This is a genomic window from Enterococcus sp. 12F9_DIV0723, assembly GCF_002174375.1.
Lineage (GTDB): Bacteria > Bacillota > Bacilli > Lactobacillales > Enterococcaceae > Enterococcus_A > Enterococcus_A gilvus.
Genome location: NZ_NIBK01000002.1, coordinates 1 through 17,291, shown reverse-complemented (window position 1 = coordinate 17,291; position 17,291 = coordinate 1). Strand labels below are relative to the sequence as shown.

14 protein-coding genes are annotated in these 17,291 nt (G+C 42.4%); 12 read left to right on the top strand and 2 right to left on the bottom strand.

All coding sequences use genetic code 11. From position 1 onward, the window contains the following. Nucleotides 1-13 precede the first annotated feature (13 nt). The 6 genes from A5868_RS13185 to A5868_RS13160 all read left to right on the top strand — a co-directional run bounded on the left by A5868_RS13185 (nt 14) and on the right by A5868_RS13160 (nt 7,592). On the top strand, nt 14-970 hold the full coding sequence (locus tag A5868_RS13185; RefSeq protein WP_010779029.1) for a restriction endonuclease: 957 nt from the start codon (nt 14-16) through the stop codon (nt 968-970). Between the two features lie 221 nt (nt 971-1,191). Continuing rightward, complete coding sequence (locus tag A5868_RS13180) at nt 1,192-1,848, top strand: hypothetical protein (RefSeq protein ID WP_010779030.1); 657 nt, start codon at nt 1,192-1,194, stop codon at nt 1,846-1,848. A gap of 141 nt (nt 1,849-1,989) precedes the next feature. After that, a complete protein-coding gene (locus A5868_RS13175; protein ID WP_086305121.1) occupies nt 1,990-2,820 on the top strand; it encodes a PRD domain-containing protein in 831 nt (276 codons plus the stop codon). A 101-nt stretch (nt 2,821-2,921) separates the two neighbouring features. Further along, the gene (locus tag A5868_RS13170) at nt 2,922-4,847 is read left to right on the top strand and encodes a beta-glucoside-specific PTS transporter subunit IIABC (protein ID WP_086305119.1); all 1,926 of its coding nucleotides are present in this window, start codon (nt 2,922-2,924) and stop codon (nt 4,845-4,847) included. Further along, the gene (locus A5868_RS13165; protein ID WP_010779033.1) at nt 4,848-5,840 is read left to right on the top strand and encodes an ADP-ribosylglycohydrolase family protein; all 993 of its coding nucleotides are present in this window, start codon (nt 4,848-4,850) and stop codon (nt 5,838-5,840) included. It abuts the gene before it with no gap. A 162-nt stretch (nt 5,841-6,002) separates the two neighbouring features. Next, a complete protein-coding gene (locus A5868_RS13160) occupies nt 6,003-7,592 on the top strand; it encodes a C39 family peptidase (protein ID WP_010779034.1) in 1,590 nt (529 codons plus the stop codon). A 64-nt stretch (nt 7,593-7,656) separates the two neighbouring features. Here the strand turns inward: A5868_RS13160 and thyA are convergent, their stop codons facing one another. Further along, nucleotides 7,657-8,532, bottom strand: coding sequence for a thymidylate synthase (gene thyA, locus A5868_RS13155; protein WP_010779035.1), 876 nt, complete (start codon nt 8,530-8,532; stop codon nt 7,657-7,659). A gap of 238 nt (nt 8,533-8,770) precedes the next feature. On the opposite strand from thyA, the gene A5868_RS13150 reads away from it, so the two are divergent. The 3 genes from A5868_RS13150 (at nt 8,771) to A5868_RS18805 (ending at nt 10,289) form a co-directional block, all read left to right on the top strand. After that, nucleotides 8,771-9,544: a Cof-type HAD-IIB family hydrolase gene (locus A5868_RS13150; protein ID WP_010779036.1), complete on the top strand. Its 774-nt coding sequence runs from the start codon at nt 8,771-8,773 to the stop codon at nt 9,542-9,544. A 379-nt stretch (nt 9,545-9,923) separates the two neighbouring features. Further along, complete coding sequence (locus tag A5868_RS19540) at nt 9,924-10,085, top strand: aminoglycoside 6-adenylyltransferase (RefSeq protein ID WP_176281343.1); 162 nt, start codon at nt 9,924-9,926, stop codon at nt 10,083-10,085. A gap of 21 nt (nt 10,086-10,106) precedes the next feature. Then, a complete protein-coding gene (locus A5868_RS18805; RefSeq protein WP_139243530.1) occupies nt 10,107-10,289 on the top strand; it encodes a hypothetical protein in 183 nt (60 codons plus the stop codon). 547 nt (nt 10,290-10,836) lie between these two features. On the opposite strand, the gene A5868_RS13140 is transcribed toward A5868_RS18805, so the two are convergent. Further along, nucleotides 10,837-11,673 carry an AraC family transcriptional regulator gene (locus A5868_RS13140; protein WP_086305111.1) on the bottom strand — a complete coding sequence of 279 codons (837 nt, stop codon included), beginning with the start codon at nt 11,671-11,673 and terminating at the stop codon, nt 10,837-10,839. A gap of 130 nt (nt 11,674-11,803) precedes the next feature. Between A5868_RS13140 and A5868_RS13135 the strand changes: the two genes are divergently transcribed. From A5868_RS13135 to A5868_RS13125, 3 genes are all read left to right on the top strand, one after another. Beyond that, nucleotides 11,804-13,300: an amino acid permease gene (locus A5868_RS13135; RefSeq protein WP_086305109.1), complete on the top strand. Its 1,497-nt coding sequence runs from the start codon at nt 11,804-11,806 to the stop codon at nt 13,298-13,300. Continuing rightward, nucleotides 13,297-16,362: a beta-galactosidase subunit alpha gene (ebgA, locus tag A5868_RS13130; protein WP_010779044.1), complete on the top strand. Its 3,066-nt coding sequence runs from the start codon at nt 13,297-13,299 to the stop codon at nt 16,360-16,362. Before A5868_RS13135 ends, ebgA begins: the two co-directional genes overlap by 4 nt. A 205-nt stretch (nt 16,363-16,567) precedes the next feature. Beyond that, a complete protein-coding gene (locus A5868_RS13125) occupies nt 16,568-17,128 on the top strand; it encodes a methyltransferase family protein (protein ID WP_010779045.1) in 561 nt (186 codons plus the stop codon). Nucleotides 17,129-17,291 lie beyond the last annotated feature (163 nt).

Below are 17,291 nucleotides of genomic sequence, written 5' to 3'. Positions count from 1 at the left end.
GGAGTTGTAGTCTATGAATAGAGATTGGCAAAAGTTGAAGAAATCAGCGAATGGTGTGCCTACAAATGATTCCTTGCTACCTTATGTCTTGGAAGCCATAGAAGATGGCGGTGAATTCCATAAAAAAACAATTATCAAACGTGTAGTAGAGTTTCTTCAAATTCCTGAAGATTTATTAGAAGAAAAATATCCAGATACTCCACATAAAGACAGTATTTTGATTGATCGATTTGGATGGGCTTTAAGTAGTCTGTACATTTCTGGCTTAGTTCAAAGACCAAGACGTGGTGTTTATAAGATTACTGAATCTGGACTCGCTATGTTAGATAAGCATGGTGATAAGCTAACTAAGAAAATGTTAGAAGAATTGCCTGCTTTTAAAGAGTATAAAAAAGAGTTGGACATTCGAAATGAGCGTACTGGAAACAAGATTTCTATTCCAGAAGCAGAAGAAAAAGAGATTCAGGTGGAGAGTATCATAAATAATCAAAATAATGAGGTAGCCATTGAACTTTTGAATAAAGTTCGTCAGGTTGAGCCTTCATTTTTTGAAAAGTTAGTTGTTGATCTACTTGTAGCAATGGGATATAGCGGTAAAAATGGAGATGCCAAAGTAACCACTCAGAGTAATGATGGTGGGATCGACGGGATTATTAATCAAGATCCTTTGGGAACAAGTACTGTTTATATTCAAGCAAAACGCTACAAAGATGGAAATACAGTGGGACGACCTGCGATTCAATCTTTTTATGGTGCGTTGGCTGGTGTAAATGCAGATCGAGGCGTTTTTATTACCACATCCAATTTTGCTAAAGGTGCGCAAGAGTTTGCTAAAAGCCAAGGAATTGTTTTGATTGATGGTATTAAGCTAACTGATCTAATGATGCAATATGGTGTCGGCATTGAAGAAGCGAAGGTCTACAAGCAATTTCGAATAGATAGTGATTATTTTGAAGAGGATATGATTTAAATTGTAATACAAGAGTTGTTAAACTTAGAAACTATTATCTCTATCCGGATGAGATAGTAGTTTCTAGTTTTTCTGACAGATAATCTAATTTAATTAGAAATAATCTTGTTAATATAAAATGGATCAGTTATAAACTAGGTTTATGCACTGATTTTTTTGCTTCAATAGGTCTTTTAAATCGTTGAAATAAAGTTTGAAATAAAACCTTTGGAGGTTGTGATGTGGATGACAAATCGCTGTTTTATTCGTCCGATGAACTATTTACAATTAATGAAGATACACAAGAAATAGAATCTCTCTTATATTCTGAGGACTATTTATATTATTCTCGCAGTGAAAGAGCTCCTTTTGTCATATTTGAAGAAGAATTAAGACGATTAAATAATTATTTAGTTTTTCTATTAGAAAGTAGTAATCAGCAAAAACAAGAAGAAATAGATTCATATAGTGAAATCGAATGGGGAAATGATTTTTTAGGTGAAGGGGAAGTAGAGTTAGGCAAGAGCGAGATAGAATTATCATGGTTGTTTAATATTAATCATACCCTTTTTCCTTTAGGGCTCACACTTATATTATCATTTTTAGAAAGTTGCCTTTTTGATCTATCAAACTGGATTGATCCAGAAAGTAGTAGAAAGGTTAAGAGAAATAAGAATGAATCTTACCTGAAAATACTAAGTCAGTCTCTTGATACAGAGTTAGTATTTTCTGAACGACTTGCAAAATGTCGTAAACTTCGAAATAAATTTGTGCATAATCAATTAGAATATAATGAAATCCATGAACAGGATTTGCGTTTTGCGATTGATGAAGTAGTAAAAATATTATTTGAACTTGAAGAAGCAATGATTGATTGTGGGAGATTAGAAATTGGGTAAGTTAAATTCTATTGATTAAAGAAAGAATTTAGCAGTGACAAAATTTGAAAAATTGAACTTTTATTTCCCTCCTTGACTTTCACCAAAGAACCCGTATCATAGCTTATGAAAGTTTGCTGAGGCGGAGGATGGGGAGAGAGCTTGCTGAGAATAAAGAAGATTTTTAACAACAATGTTGTCTTAGTGATTGATACAAAGGGTTTGGAGCGGATCTTGATTGGCAGAGGAATCGCCTTTAAGAAGAGAGTGGGCGAGACGGTTGAGAAGGCTAAAATCGAGAAGACGTTCGTGGTGGATTCTCCGAATGTGGCGGATCGGTTTGTGCAATTGATCGAGGAAGTGCCGATCAATCGGTTAGAGATGGTGACACTAATAATTAAGAGTGCTGAAGCGGAGCTGGAGCGGACGTTTGATGGGAATACTTATATTGGATTGGCGGATCATATTAACTATGCAGTGAATCGGTTTAGAAATGGGGAAACGATTCAAAATGCGTTGTTATTGGAGATCAAGAAGTTTTATCCGAGAGAATTTGCATCGGGATTGAAGGTGCTTGAGCAGATCAGCTATTATGAAGGGATTGAGCTGAATGAGGATGAAGCGGGGTTCATTGCGCTTCACTTTATTAATGGCGGCTTGAACAATGATACGGCTCAGACGTTATTAACGACAGAGATGCTGCAGAAGGTGGTCTTGATCGTTGAAGATTGTCTGGGGATTGAGCTGGACACGGAATCGTTGAATTATGTTCGGTTCGTTACCCACTTGAAATTCTTTATTCAACGTGTCATAATAAACGAGCCGAGACAGGAATCGGTGCCGGAGATGTATGAACAGGTGGTTCAGTTTTACCCGAAGGCGACTGAAAGTGTCGGGATTATTAAACATTATCTACAAGAGAAGCTGGCTTGTCGGATTTATCCGGAGGAGGAGATGTATTTGATTCTCCATGTCCAGCGGCTATTTAAATAAACGGGATTGTAACTGATTATGCAGGCAACACCCAAACAAGGGATGAAGAGTCTCTTGTTTGAGTGTTGCCTTTTTTATATGCCAAAAAAGGGGGAAGCAACATGGATAAGTATCAAGCACTGGTGTCATTTATTTTGGAAAAGGTTGGTGGAAAGGAGAATGTGCTGAGTGTTACGCATTGTATGACGCGGCTGCGTTTTACTTTGAAGGATGATTCATTGGTCCAGCGTGAGGAAGTGGTGAAATCGCCGGATGTGATGAGCGCGCAATTCGCCAGTGGAAGGTTTCAAGTTGTTGTTGGAACAAACGTAGCGGATATTTTTCAAGTGGTTCAGGAGCAGCTAAATGGGAAGACGGTCACAGCCGAAGAGGAGAAAAAGGGGGCGGTCAGCACCTTAGTAGACACCATTACAAAGGTGATTACGCCAGTCTTGGGAATTTTGACGGCCTCTGGTTTATTGCAGGGAATTCTGGCTTTATTGACGGCGACGAATGTTTTGTCAGTCAATGATGGCGCGTATATTATTTTGCATGCGATGGGGCAAGCGGTCTTTTATTTTCTGCCAGTGACGTTGGGTTATACAAGTGCGAAAGCCTTTAAGATGAACCCGTTCGTTGGGATGATGCTAGGCGCAACCTTGTTGATTCCAGAATTGATGACAGGATTGGCGAGCGGTGATGCTTTGTACACCTTGTTCCAAGGGACGCTGTTCCAGACACCTGTGTTTAATACTTTCTTTGGGATTCCGATTCTGTTTCCTGCAACGGGGTATCAATACACGGTCATCCCAATTATCTTTATTGTTTACGTAGGGTCAAAGGTAGAAAATTGGCTGAAAAAAGTCGTGCCGGCAGTGATTGCCCACAATGTGAATTCGTTCTTAACGATCTTAATTACGGTTCCTTTAGCGATTTTGGTGGTTGGGCCGGTAACAAATGTGCTTAGCTCATTGATTAGTGCAGGAGTGTCAGGGTTGTATAGTATTTCACCTGTCGTGACTTCGCTCGTGGTAGCGTTGCTTTATCAACCATTGGTTATTTTTGGGCTGCATTGGCCGATTTCAGCAATCGGGATCACGAACTTGGCACAATCGGGGGTGGATTACATTTTCCCAATGTCCTTTACCGCCAACTTTGCACAAACGGCTGTGGTGTTAGCTGTTTTTCTACGGACACGCTCAAAGGATCAAAAGGCGTTGGCGATTCCAGCGATGGTGTCTGGGTTATTCTGTATCATCGAACCAGCGATCTACGGATTCAGCTTGCCAGTCAAAAAGCGTTTTGCGTATTCCATGCTTGGTGGTGCGGTCGGCTCATTGATTTTAGCGCTCACATCTACGAAAATGTACGCTATGTCCTTCGGGATCTTAGGATTTGCGGCATTTATCAATCCAGACAGCGGGAGTATGAATGGCGTCATCATGGCCATCATCGCGTCTATCGCAACGGCTGCTGTCGCGTTCGTATTTACCTATATGACCTTCAAAAAAGAAGAAGATGTCGTTGAGCCTGAAGAAAAAAGCTTAGTAAAATCGGAAGTTCTGGTCTCACCATTAACAGGAGAAATCAAACCTCTCGAAAGCGCGGCTGATCCGAGCTTTGCGTCAAAGGCGCTTGGCAAAGGCTTCGTGATCGTGCCAGAAACAGGCGACGTTGTTTCTCCAGTTGCCGGCACAGTTGAGACAATTTTCCCAAGCGGGCATGCGATCGGAATTGTCAGCAACACAGGAATTGAACTGTTGATCCATATCGGAATTGATACGGTTGAATTGGAAGGACAGGGGTTCAAGCCACTTGTGAAGAAGGGGCAAGTAGTTGCTCAAGGAGATAAAATCCTGACGGTCGATTTGAAAAAAGTGACAGAGGCAGGATATTCAACCGAGTCCTTTGTGACGATAACAAATTCTGATCAATTCCTAGATGTTCTTTGCCAGCAAGAGGGCCACATCAAGGCTAATGACAAAGTGATGACTGTTATTCCATTTAACAATCAAGCAGAAACAATCAACATAGCGGAGGTAAATTAAGTGAGAGAAAAGATTTGGGGCGTATTGGTCGCCGGTGCATTAGGAGACGCGATGGGGATGCCGACAGAATGCTGGTCGCAGGAAAAAATCCGTCAGAATTTTCCCAATGGGGTGACTGAATTAATCGCATCAAACGAAAATGATGTGTTTGGACGCAAATTAGCAGCAGGAGCAATCACCGATGACACATTGAATGTGTTGATGATTTTATCCATGATCAAGAAAAACCAAGGACAAATTCGGGTAGCGGACTATATCGCAGAGCTGCGGGAATGGAATGACAATTCACCGGTTTCTGCATTTGTTTCGGGTCCATCGACGTTAAAGGCTTTGGACAAAATTGCTCAAGGCGTGCCGATTGAAGAGACCGGTGTAACAGGAACCACGAATGGCGCATCCATGAAAATCGCACCGATTGGAATAATCAGCGATTATCAGGATTTGCCTACATTAGTGAAAAATGTGGCGGAAATCTGTTTGCCGACCCACAATACAACGATTGCGATTGCTGGAGCAAGCGCCGTAGCGGCAGCGATCAGCTATACGGTTCGCGGAGGACAGTCTACCGATGAAATCTGGTCGTTGGCGTTTGAAGCGATCAATGCAGCGAAAACCTATGGGCATGATTTTCCTTCTGCTTCTCTGACTTTTCGCATGAATCAAGCGCGAAAAATTCTAAGACAGGAAACCGATGATCAAATCATTCTGCAGCGTCTTTACCATGAAATCGGGACGGGGATGGAGACAATCGAAACGATTCCTAGTGCATTTGTTATCGTGGAAATGGCTAAGGGTGATCCTTTGAGAGCGGCACAATTAAGTGCGTCATTAGGATGGGATACGGATACAATCGGAGCGATCAGCGCAGCCATCTGCGGTGGTATGAATCCAAAGATGCCAAGAGAGATGATCCGTCAGATCGAGGAAGTAAATCAGTTGGACTTTGACCAACTCGCGGAAGAACTCCTTCCATTTGTGAAAGAAGCGAAATAGGCATTAAAGAGAAACAACAATCTGTTCTATTTTCAGGAGCGGATTGTTGTTTTTTATTTTTGAATAAAGAAAAATAATCAATAGTATTGGTTGCGCTTCCATTTGTGAACGATCCATGGTTTAATAATAATAACAATTATTATTTTTATAAGGAGGTAATACATGGAGAAGAAGCGTTTCAAGATGTATAAACGGAAGAAAACATGGGTTGTGGCGCCGATTATTTTTCTAGGGTTGTTGGGTACGTCTGCTTTTGCGACGGAGGATCATGCTGTTTTTGCTGATGAGGTAGGTAAGGAGCAAGTGGTTCAGGTTCTTGAACCTGAGGCGGAGATAGAAGCTGCGCCTTCTGCTGACTCTCAATCCGAGATCGTAGAAGAGGGAGGGGCAGTGACACCTCCTGCCATCGAATCGACTACGCCCGTGGATACGACGGCTGAAGAAGAAGTAACTGAAACAGAAATCACAGAGAAACCCGCGACTTCTACTGAAGAGACAGAGAAAGAGGCAGAAATCCCACCAGTAGAAAAGGATGAATCCTTGGAGACTTCCGAAGGTGAAGAGGATACGCACCTTGAAGAAGCTGTGCCTGATCCTTCAGAAATAGCTGAGACACCCAACAAGGATATCGTTGAGCAAGTTGAAACGAAAGAGCCTAACGCAAACAACGAGAAAGTGGTCACTACAACTGTGACGCCAAAAGCCGCAACGACTGCGAAGGCTGTACCGAAAGTCGCTGCTCCGAAGGCACAAGCGAAGGCCGCACCGGCGCCAACGATTGCGATTTATCGGGTGTATAATCCGAATTCTGGCGAGCATCTCCATACCATGAATTCGTATGAGAAGGATCATTTGGTCAAAGTCGGTTGGCGGTATGAAGGTATCAGTATGCGAGTGCCCTTGACGGGACGGCAATTATTTAGAGTTTACAACCCGAATTCTGGGGAACATTTTTACACATTAGATGGAAAAGAGCGGGATCATCTGAAGCGTGTCGGCTGGCGTTATGAAGGGATCGCGTGGCACACACCGTGGGCGGGTATGCCGATGTATCGGGTATTTAATCCGAATTCCAGAGGTGCAGGTTCCCACCATTATACGATGCTGCTGAGTGAACGAAATACATTGCTGAAGGCTGGTTGGCGAAATGAAGGCATTTCTTGGTACACATTAGGCGGCGCACAGCCGATCGCGCCCGTACAGCGCACATTGAATGTGCCTTATGTGAGTCAATACGCTCCGGTCTTCAGTCCTTGGGGCTGCGCAGGGGCATCGATGACGATGCTTTTGAGATACAAAGGGAAAAATGTCGATTTGAAATATGTCCAGGACAATTTGCCGATGTATCCGAAAGACAAAGGCGGGCAAAAAGGCAATGTATACACAGGAGAAGGGTTTGGCTGGGTGATCACGCCAGGCTCGTTGGCAAACTATGCGAAGAGATGGTACAAAAACGTCTCAAACATCAGCAATGTCAGCACACAAAACCTGGTTGATCGCATCATCAATGGCAACCCTGTGTTATATTATGGGTACTCTTCTTATCAAGCGAACACGATCCGCAACCACTGTAAGGTCATCGCTGGGTACCGAGACAATCAATTTTTAGTGTACGATCCGTTGTATTATAGCTCAAGTGCGAAGGCTGGTTCTGGCGGACCAAACAAAACTTATGATCGCGGCGCGATGGCTTGGGTGTCCATCACCGATTTTTCAAAGGAATGGGACGGTCGCGCGATTGGGATTAGTTAAGAAAGTGTTAATAAAATAGAAGAGGGCCTCAAACGATGAACGTCGTTTGAGGCCCTTTTTTTTGCTATTCGGCTATCTCATACTTAATAACACCATTATTCTCATAACCTTCCAGCTTCACATCCGACAGTCGGCGTTCAAAAAAGGAACGTTTTTTGCCGTTCTCATCGAATTTGTCTGGTAGCGTCAGCGTAGGTTCGCTGTTTGGAATCGGCTGTGACAATTGTTTTTTTAAGGCATCAATGTGCCGGTCGTAGACATGCGCGTCATCGATACACCAGTGCATCGTACCGAGTTCAAAACCTAAATGGTCCGCGATCAAGCGATGCAGAACAGCGTATTGATAGGTATTGAAGGGTTGACCTAGTGCCATGTCGGCGGAGCGTTGTTTGACGTGCAGGTCAAGGACGCCGTTATTGACTTTCCAATTGGTCGCCCATACACAAGGCTCCAACGTCATTTCGTCCAAATCATCGACATCCCAAAGGCTAGTCATGATGCGGCGAGAACCAGGATTATTTTCCAATTGATGCAGAACATAGTCCACCTGATTGAGTTTTTCCTCATGGTCCGGCAGCTTGCGGCACTTTTTTGCTAATTGAAAGCCGTATGCTTTGCCGATGGTGTTGTTGTCATCGACCCATTCATTCCAGACTTTACAGTTGTGTTCCTGCAGCCACGTTACATCATTGGATAATTCCTGCCAAATCCATTCCAATTCGATCAAGGGTGTCTTTTGGAAGACGCGCTTTGATTTTAAGATCGGGATGCCGTCTGTAGGTTTGATCTTAAAGTTGACGCCTTGGATGAAGCGGGTAGGCGCAGGGCTGCCATCGGCGTATTTTGCTCGAACGAGCGCAGGATCTTGGTCCGTGCCGTTTTCAATGATCTCCATGACGATGTCGCGATAAATTTTGTCGAAGCCAGTATATTCAGTCACAAGAATTCTCCTCTTTTATCTTTTGTCTGAGTTTAACACATTTGGGTGAATCCGTGGATTAAAAATTCTTTAGATAATCGGAGGAGTTTTTGTAGTAGGATTGGTCATTCTGAAAAAATAAGTCTTGAAAAACTTCGTCGTGGCAATGTTGGCTGTGAATAACCAAGTCGTAAATTTATAACCTTCCAATTATGATACAATGAATAACAGATGTAATGAAGATAAAGGAGCGGGGAAAATGGAAAATAAGTTATTTTTCTTTGATATCGATGGGACGTTGACGGATCGAAAAACAGGGAAAATTGTTCCTAGTGCGAAGCGTGCACTGGAGCTTTTAGAAGAAAATGGGCATTTTGTTTCCATTGCGACCGGGCGGGCACATTATAAGAGTCGAGAGTTATTAACTGAGCTTGGTTTGGAGAATATGGTGTGCTCCGGCGGTATGGGTGTGGTCATCAAGAATCAATTGGTGAAGAATACACCGTTAGATAAAGAGGAGGCTCTGGCCGTCATTCATGATGCGGAGGAAAAAGGTATTGGTGTATTGATTGCGACGGATGACTCGGAGAAGGTTTATGCGAAAAATGATTTGTTTCGAGAACAGGTTGGGCCAAGACAGGAGCCGACAGAGTATTTCATTGATCCGACTTTTAGCGTGGATGAGGTGGAGGATATCTTCAAGTTTTACTTGGCGTTACCTAAGGAGCAAGATCATCGAATCCCTGAGCCGAAGAAGTTCTCAAAGCTGCGTTTTGTCCAAGAGTATACGATGTGCCAGCATGACAATAAGAAGCAGGGGATCTTGGATGTTTTGGATTATTTTGACAGACCGCGTGAGGATGTGGTGGTCTTTGGCGATGACGTGAACGATTTGGTGATGTTTGACAAGCGCTGGACCAGTATCGCGATGGGCAATGCGGTGGACGAATTAAAGGAGCTGGCAGATTATGTGACTGATCAAAATGTTGATGACGGAATTTATAATGCATGTATGAAGTTTGGCTGGATTTAAGATTGATTCAAGGAAAAAAAGTGTGTGATGGATAGCAAAGAGTTCTACCAACTAATCGAAATCTGAACACGAGTGAATGGCTCGAAAATTTTGGTGTGCTGAATACAGCAGTTCCGGTCCCAAACGGCGGTGGTGGATTGGAGTGGCTCTCGCTATTTAAAGGCAGATCTATCAGGTGGATTTTGTGATTTATTCGTTCGCGATGTTCCAGCAGCATGTGGCGCAGTGGGCTCCGCTGGATTGATTTCGTCTAGGTGCGAGAGTATTTATGAATAAGATCGGCGATGCGCAACGGCAGACCCCTTAGCTGTTCGAACAATCCAAAACGATACCGATCAGCGAAGAAAGCTCTGCGTATACCGCGAATACCTTCGGTTTTTTGGCGATTTATTTAGCCAAGCAGATTTTTCGCAATGAGCTATGGACGGCTAATCTGCGGGATGCCGAGTGCAAACAGTTGCTCCTGCAAACCCTCGAATGGTACAAAAAAATGAGTCACGGTGAGGATTACGAGACTTGGCATGCCGGTCGTTTCATTTAAAAATGGGTGGACGCGGATATTTTGAAGTCGTTAAAGCGTGACTTTGGGAAATTTGACGCAGTGGATAGCGGGCAGTCATTCCAGGAGAAGATCGTACTGTGTGAAAAAATGTCTCGTGAGCTGCCAGTCTATTATCACCATTCGTATCCGGAGGCGTTAGTTTCTGAGGTGAAGCATTGTCCAGTAGAATTACTAGGGCTTTAAGGATCCGCTTTTCATCTATCCTGCATCGGCTTATCTGCGAAGTTTTCCGATGCGAACTGCTTGTCCTTCACTTCCGCGCGATCTCTTGGAAGGGTTGCGCAAGTTGTTGGATAAAGGCTTGCGATTCAACTGGAATGGCTATACAAAGTTGTCCTTTCTCAATCCGCTTATTTTTTCTGTTCACTTTAGTATAACCATTCCATAACCGTCTCTACTAAAATACGTTCATGATGTTGACTCAAATCCAATTAATAATTTGGTATCATTTTAATAGTTATGCTTTGGCATTAGAAAAACCACATCCAAATTTATTTTTAAACCGACCCCCGAAAGTTAGACCAAAAATCTAACTTTTGAGGGTCACTTCATATACTAAATTGTTTTTTTATTGTATCACTTCCATATAACGAAAAAGATGGTTTCAGATGTTCCTTTCGGAATTTGAGGCCACCTTTTTTTGCTGTCTCTTATACACATCTAGATGTGTATAAGAGAACTGTATATAGTAAATTATTCATTTTTTTAGTGTCTCAGTTTCTTTGTAATATCAATTAATAATAAATTTTTTCCGATAGGTCGAAGGAGAAATGTTGAGCTTAGAATGGAAAAACTTTGAAAAATAGGAAGAGGAAGAAAAGCCAGTCTCGTAGGCGATCTCCGTAATCGTCAGTGAACTTTTCCGCAGTAGGGAGCAGGCCTTTTGAAGCTTCAAATCCTGAATATATTCACTGGGTCCAATGCCTTTATGGGTTTGAAATAGCTTATAGAGATAGGTTCGATCAATATTTTTCGCCTCTGCAATCTGATTGACGCTGAGATTCTCCGACATATTATCATTGATATAGGTCAGAATACTTTTAAAAAGCTGTTCACTTTGTGAAGGATTGTCCGTTTTTAGATTCATTCGATCGATGGTATCGAATAGAATGAAGGAAGAAGCCATCGTGCGAAAATGATCGTTCTCTTTGAAGAAATCATAGATATCCTGAAAGAGGGCATCGATCCGATGATCAAAGGAACGGGTAATGACACAATGATACTTGTCTAATTTTACCTTAGAAAAATAGTGATCCATCAATTTTCCAGAGAACCCGACCCAACGGTACTGCCAAGGGTCTTCGCGATTGGGATAATATACATTTTTACAATTCGAAGGAATGATAAAAAAATCTCCGGCCGTGATTTTTCTTTCGGGGAAAAATGGTGTTGAGAAGAAACCTTCTCCTTCGATACAGTAGTGGATTACCCAATAATCGATTGGAGCATATTCCGTAGGCTTGGTTGAGCGACATTTTTCATATCCAACTTCACAAACATGGAAATCAGAGCTTAGTGTATCATTATTGATCAAAATACTGATGTCGTTTGATAATGAGCTGTACATTCGATTCCTCCTTGAGTACAAATTTAAAAATGTCAACATTATTACAATTTTTTGGAAACATTTCTTATTTTTTATATCATGAAAGCGCTATAAAATCAATGTGTAAGTAACTATTGAAAGGATGTTTGAGATGGAAAACTCTAATTCAAGACAGCGCTTAGGATCGGTCGCATTGATGCTCATGACCTTCTCAGCGGTATTCGCGTTTCCCAGCATTGTTAATAACAGTATTCAAATTGGGTTAGCGACAATTCCGGGGTATTTGTTTGGCAGTATTTTTTATTTTTTACCGTTTATTCTGATGATTGCAGAATTCGCTTCTGCTAACTCTGGGAAAGAGTCAGGTGTTCATAGCTGGCTGCAATCGGTTTTGGGTGATAAATGGGCCTTTTTAGGCGCCTGGTCGTATTTTTTCGTTAATCTATTTTACTTTTGTTCCTTGTTGCCCAATACATTAATTTACGGTTCGTATGCTTTTGTAGGAAGAAATATCTTTCAAGGCGGCAACAGCACAATCATTATTGCAATCATATCTATTTTTCTTTTTTGGCTGATGACGTGGGTCTGCATCAAAGGTGTGTCATGGATCTCAAAAGTCACTAGTTTTGCCGGGAGTGCCCGATTGTTTATGGGTGTGGCGTTTGTCGTTCTGGCCTTTGTGGTTGTTTTTGGACTAGGTAACGAGCCGGCACAGGATTTTACGATGCAGTCGGTTACGCCAAGCTTTAACTGGACCTTTTTCATGACGATGGCGTGGATCTTGCAAGCGGTCGGCGGCGGAGAAAGTATCGGTGTCTACATCAAGGACGTTAAGGGCGGCAATAAGACCTTCGTTCGGACGATGATCGGAGCCACGATTATCGTTGGTATCATGTATGTTTTAGGGGCTGTAGCGGTTGGGTTTGTCGTGCCGATGGATGTTTTGAAGGGGAATTTCTCAAACGGGATCTTCGATATCTTCAAAATCTTGGGTGCGTATTTCCATATTCCAAGTGGTGTGATGGTTCGGCTAGTCGGCTTGATCTTATTTATCGGCAGTCTCGGTTCATTAGCGTTATGGACTGCGGCACCTGTAAAAGTCTTTTTCTCGGAAATTCCAGAAGGGGTCTTCGGCAAATGGCTGGTGAAAACAAATGAAGAGGGGAATCCGACAAATGCGTTGGTTGTACAAGGTGTGATCGTTACGATGCTGCTGATCATTCCAGCATTGGGAATCGGCAATATGGACAGCTTCCTTTCTACTTTGATCAATATGACAGCGTCTACATCGTTGCTGCCGGTATTGTTTTTATTGATCGCTTATATCGGTCTGCGCCTGAAGAAGGATTCAATGTCCCGTAGCTTTAAATTCGGCAGTCGCCAATTTGGGATTTTTTCCGGCATCGCGTTATTAGTGCTGTTCATTTTCGTCTTCTTTATGTCAACAGTGCCTGATCCGCAGCTGATCATGGCTGAGATAAACGGGGCGCTGCCGGCGGGTGAGGCGAGTCCGATTGGGATGCTGGTCTACAATGTCGTCGGACTAGTGATATTTATGGGCTTTGCGTGGATCTGCTGGATTCGCTATGAAAGAAAATCAAAAGTATTGAACAATGAAGAGACAAACGTAGAGGTGACTGGTAAATGAAAATTTGGGAAAACTATCAATTAGATCAGATCAATCGATTAGAACCACGGGCACATTTTTCGACCTTTCCAACTAAAGAAAAGGCGCTGCTAAATGAAAACAAATATACACATGCCTTTAAAAATTTAAATGGTGTTTGGAAATTTTTACTGGTGGATGCACCAGAATATAGTCCAAGCAAGTTTTATGAGCCGGACTTTGATACGGGAGAAATGGCGGATATTAAGGTTCCTGGTAATTGGCAGGTTCAAGGCTATGGCAAGATGCACTATTCCGATCTATGGTACAACTTTCCGATTAACCCGCCGTATGTTCCAACGGAAAACCCGACAGGAATCTATAAGCGGCAGTTTAGCATCAATGAAAGCTTTAGGGGCAAAAAAATCATTCTGCGTTTTTGCGGGGTCGATTCGGCTTACCATGTGTGGGTCAATGGAACGGAAGTCGGCTACAGCAAGGGTGCTAGAAATGAAGCGGAGTTTGATATTACTGAACTCGTTCAGGAGGATGCTGTCAATGATTTGACGGTTCGAGTCTATCAATGGTCTGACGGAACTTATCTGGAAGATCAGGATATGTGGTGGCTCAGCGGAATCTTTAGAGATGTGGAATTACTCGGCGTCCCTACTAAGGGAATCAACGATCTTAAAGTCGTCGCTGATTTGGACGATGATTATAAGAATGGTTTGATAGATCTTTCATTCACTCTGCGAGAAAGAAAGGGTCAACGGATTGAAGTAGAACTGATTGATTCCTCTGGTCAAGAGGTATTGCGTCAAGAAATCACTAGCGAACAGGAAAGTCTTCAGGCGGAAATTCCCAACGTCGCTCAATGGACGGCGGAAACACCTGAGTTGTATCAGCTACTGATTTCGGTTTACGAAGGGGAGAAGCTGGTTGAAGTGATTCCGCAAAAGGTCGGATTCAGAAATATTCGTTTAGCTGGCGAGGTCTTCTTGGTCAACGGTGTGGCGATCAAGTTTAAAGGAGTCAATCGTCATGATTACAATCCTAGAAATGGCCGTGTCGTCTCGAAGGAAGAAATTGAAGAAGATATTCGCTTAATGAAGCAGTTCAATATTAACGCCGTTCGAACGAGTCATTATCCGGCTTCGTATTACTTGTACGATCTTTGCGACGAATATGGGATGTACGTGATCGATGAAACCGATCTGGAATGCCACGGTTTTGAGCTGACTGGAAAATATGATTGGATCAGTAACGATTCTGACTGGGAACTGGCCTATGTTTCCAGAATGGTTCGAATGATCGAGCGGGATAAAAATCATCCGTCCATTATCCTTTGGTCACTGGGAAATGAGTCGGCTTTCGGTTGTAATTTTGTGAAGATGACCGAAGTAGCGAAAAAAATGGATCCAACTCGCTTGGTTCACTATGAGGGAGATTTCGATGTAGAAGCTGCGGATATTTACTCAACCATGTATAGCTGGTTGGAGCATCCGACGAAGCAACCATTAATGAGTACGATCATTGAGAAATCAAAAAAGCCGCATATCCTGTGTGAATATGGGCATGCGATGGGGAATGGACCTGGAAACCTGAAGGAATATCAAGATTTGTTTTATGCCCATGATAAACTGCAAGGCGGTCTCATTTGGGAATGGTTTGATCATGGCATTGAATCTTATACTGAGGATGGGAAAAAATATTATCGCTATGGCGGAGACTTTGGCGATGATCCTTCAAATAAAGATTTTTGTATTGACGGGATGCTGATGCCGGATCGCACGCCTTCGCCAAGCTTGTATGAATACAAAAAGGTGATCGAACCGATCCAGACGACAGCGATCGATCTGAACAAAGGAGAAATCGAGCTGTTGAGCCGCTTTGATTTCCAAGACCTGAAAATTTTTGAGCTGCATTTTTCAATTCTTGAGGATGAAACACTGATTGAAGATGGAACGATTTCGCTGCCTTCGATTCCAGCGCGAGAGAAAGCCAAATTAAGCTTGCCATATAACTTGGATCTCGCACCAAAACCTGGCGCAAGCTATTTCTTAAACATTTCCTATCAATTAAAAGCAACAACAGCCTATGCAGGAAAAGGCTACGAATTAGCTTCAGCCAGCTTCGAGCTTCCAATCAAAGCAGCAGGCGTTGAGATTCTGCCAAACGGAAAGTTGCAGGTTAATGAGACACAAACGACATTGAGTATTGAAGGAACAGACTTTATTGTCACGTTTGATACAGTCAGAGGCACGCTGCTAAAATTGGTACGAGACGGTCAAACGATCGTTGAACGAGGACCGAAATTCACCATGTGGCGCGCACCAATCAGTAACGATATGGAAATCATCAATGAGATGAAAAAACAGTATTTCTTGCATTTAGAGCATGAAATTGTCGAATCCTTTGACTGGAAGGAAATCGATCAAGCCGTTCAGATCACCGTTAATACGATCAATTCAACAACAAACAGTGCATGGCATTACAAATGCACCTATAGCTATACGATCTGCGGAAGCGGCGATGTTTTATTCAACCTGGAGGGGACTCCTAGCGGGAAGATCGACTCCGCGCCAAATATGCTGCCGCGCTTAGGTGTATCGATGCATGTGAATAAGGACATGAATCAAGTAAACTATTTAGGGCGGGGACCAAGAGAAAACTACACGGATTCAAAAGAAGCAGGGTATCTGGGTGTCTATCGCTCAACTGTCGAAGAGATGTTTACGAATTATGTTGTTCCTCAAGCTAACGGAAACAGAATGGATACAAGATGGGTAGCGCTGACAGATGATCGCGGGCAGGGATTATTCGCCGCAGATGAAGCAGGCTTCAATTTCAGTACTTCTTATTTTGAAGAGGCCGATCTGGATAACGCTAAACATACCTGTGATCTAAAAGAGCGAGAGTATGTCGTAGTGAATATCGATTACAAGCAAAATGCGCTGGGAAGCTATTCCTGTGGTCAATGGCAGCTGGAAAAATATCGAACAACCTTCGAAAAATTCAACCTGTCCTTCCGCTTAACCGGATTCAATGCGAAGGAAGCCGATGCTCCAGCATTGTCCCATGAGGTTATTAATGTTCCGCTTTAACAAATAAATGAAATACTCCTTTCAAGTTTAGTGACGGTTACTTACCATTGCTAAGCTGAAGGAGTATTTTTTTGGAGCATTTTTAATCAATCATTTCAAGTCTATGATCATTAGTTAGATTCGATAGAAGACTTGACCGATTTGCACTCATATGAAATAATAAACATATGAATATATTTTCATATTTTATTGAGGAGGAATGAAAATGTTGGTACGGATTCTCGCATTCACAGGAGTTACACTGTTTTATCTGATTTACTTATTGAAAGGGTTGCTGCTGAGAAAACAAGGAATCACCGTTAATTTATTAGGAAAAGATGTAAAAAATGAGCAGTATTTTGAAATCGTTTTAAAAATAATGACAGGCGTCGGTGGAGTGCTGCAGTTCCTTGCGCCGATCCTGTTTGAGATCAATCGAACCGTTTGGGTGTATTTGGGTTTAGGTCTGATTTTTGCGGGAGTAGTTCTTTTTTATATCGCGGTCAGGGCGATGGGACTGAATTGGCGTGCCGGGTACAATGAAAAGCAGAGGACTGAATTGGTAACTACTGGAATTTACCGTTTCAGCCGCAATCCGGCCTTTGTGGCATTTGATTTTTTGTATCTTGGTTTGGCAGTGACCTTTCCAAATATACTTGTGATTGCAGTAGCAATGACTGCATTTATTTTGTTTGATAGGCAAATTCGTGGGGAGGAAACTTATCTGGTATCGACTTTTGGCGAGAGCTATCGTCAGTATCAAGCGAAGGTTAGACGGTATTTATAAATGAATCATGAACTCCAAGGGGCAGAATTATAAATCTGCTTTTTGGAGTTTTCTTTATATGCAGAATACTGAGTAATTGAGAAGCATTCAAAAATCAGAGATTTTTTTGAGCTGAATAGATCACATAGAGTGAGCGGAAATATCTTAAAAAGAACTTTGAACC

What these genes read in the sequence shown, in the direction of transcription:
- ebgA (WP_010779044.1), top strand. Translation starts at nt 13,297, where the DNA reads ATGAAAATTTGGGAAAACTATCAATTAGATCAGATCAATCGATTAGAA.
- A5868_RS13125 (WP_010779045.1), top strand. Translation starts at nt 16,568, where the DNA reads ATGTTGGTACGGATTCTCGCATTCACAGGAGTTACACTGTTTTATCTG.
- A5868_RS13150 (WP_010779036.1), top strand. Translation starts at nt 8,771, where the DNA reads ATGGAAAATAAGTTATTTTTCTTTGATATCGATGGGACGTTGACGGAT.
- A5868_RS13140 (WP_086305111.1), bottom strand. Translation starts at nt 11,673, where the DNA reads ATGTACAGCTCATTATCAAACGACATCAGTATTTTGATCAATAATGAT.
- A5868_RS13135 (WP_086305109.1), top strand. Translation starts at nt 11,804, where the DNA reads ATGGAAAACTCTAATTCAAGACAGCGCTTAGGATCGGTCGCATTGATG.
- A5868_RS13185 (WP_010779029.1), top strand. Translation starts at nt 14, where the DNA reads ATGAATAGAGATTGGCAAAAGTTGAAGAAATCAGCGAATGGTGTGCCT.
- A5868_RS13170 (WP_086305119.1), top strand. Translation starts at nt 2,922, where the DNA reads ATGGATAAGTATCAAGCACTGGTGTCATTTATTTTGGAAAAGGTTGGT.
- A5868_RS13160 (WP_010779034.1), top strand. Translation starts at nt 6,003, where the DNA reads ATGGAGAAGAAGCGTTTCAAGATGTATAAACGGAAGAAAACATGGGTT.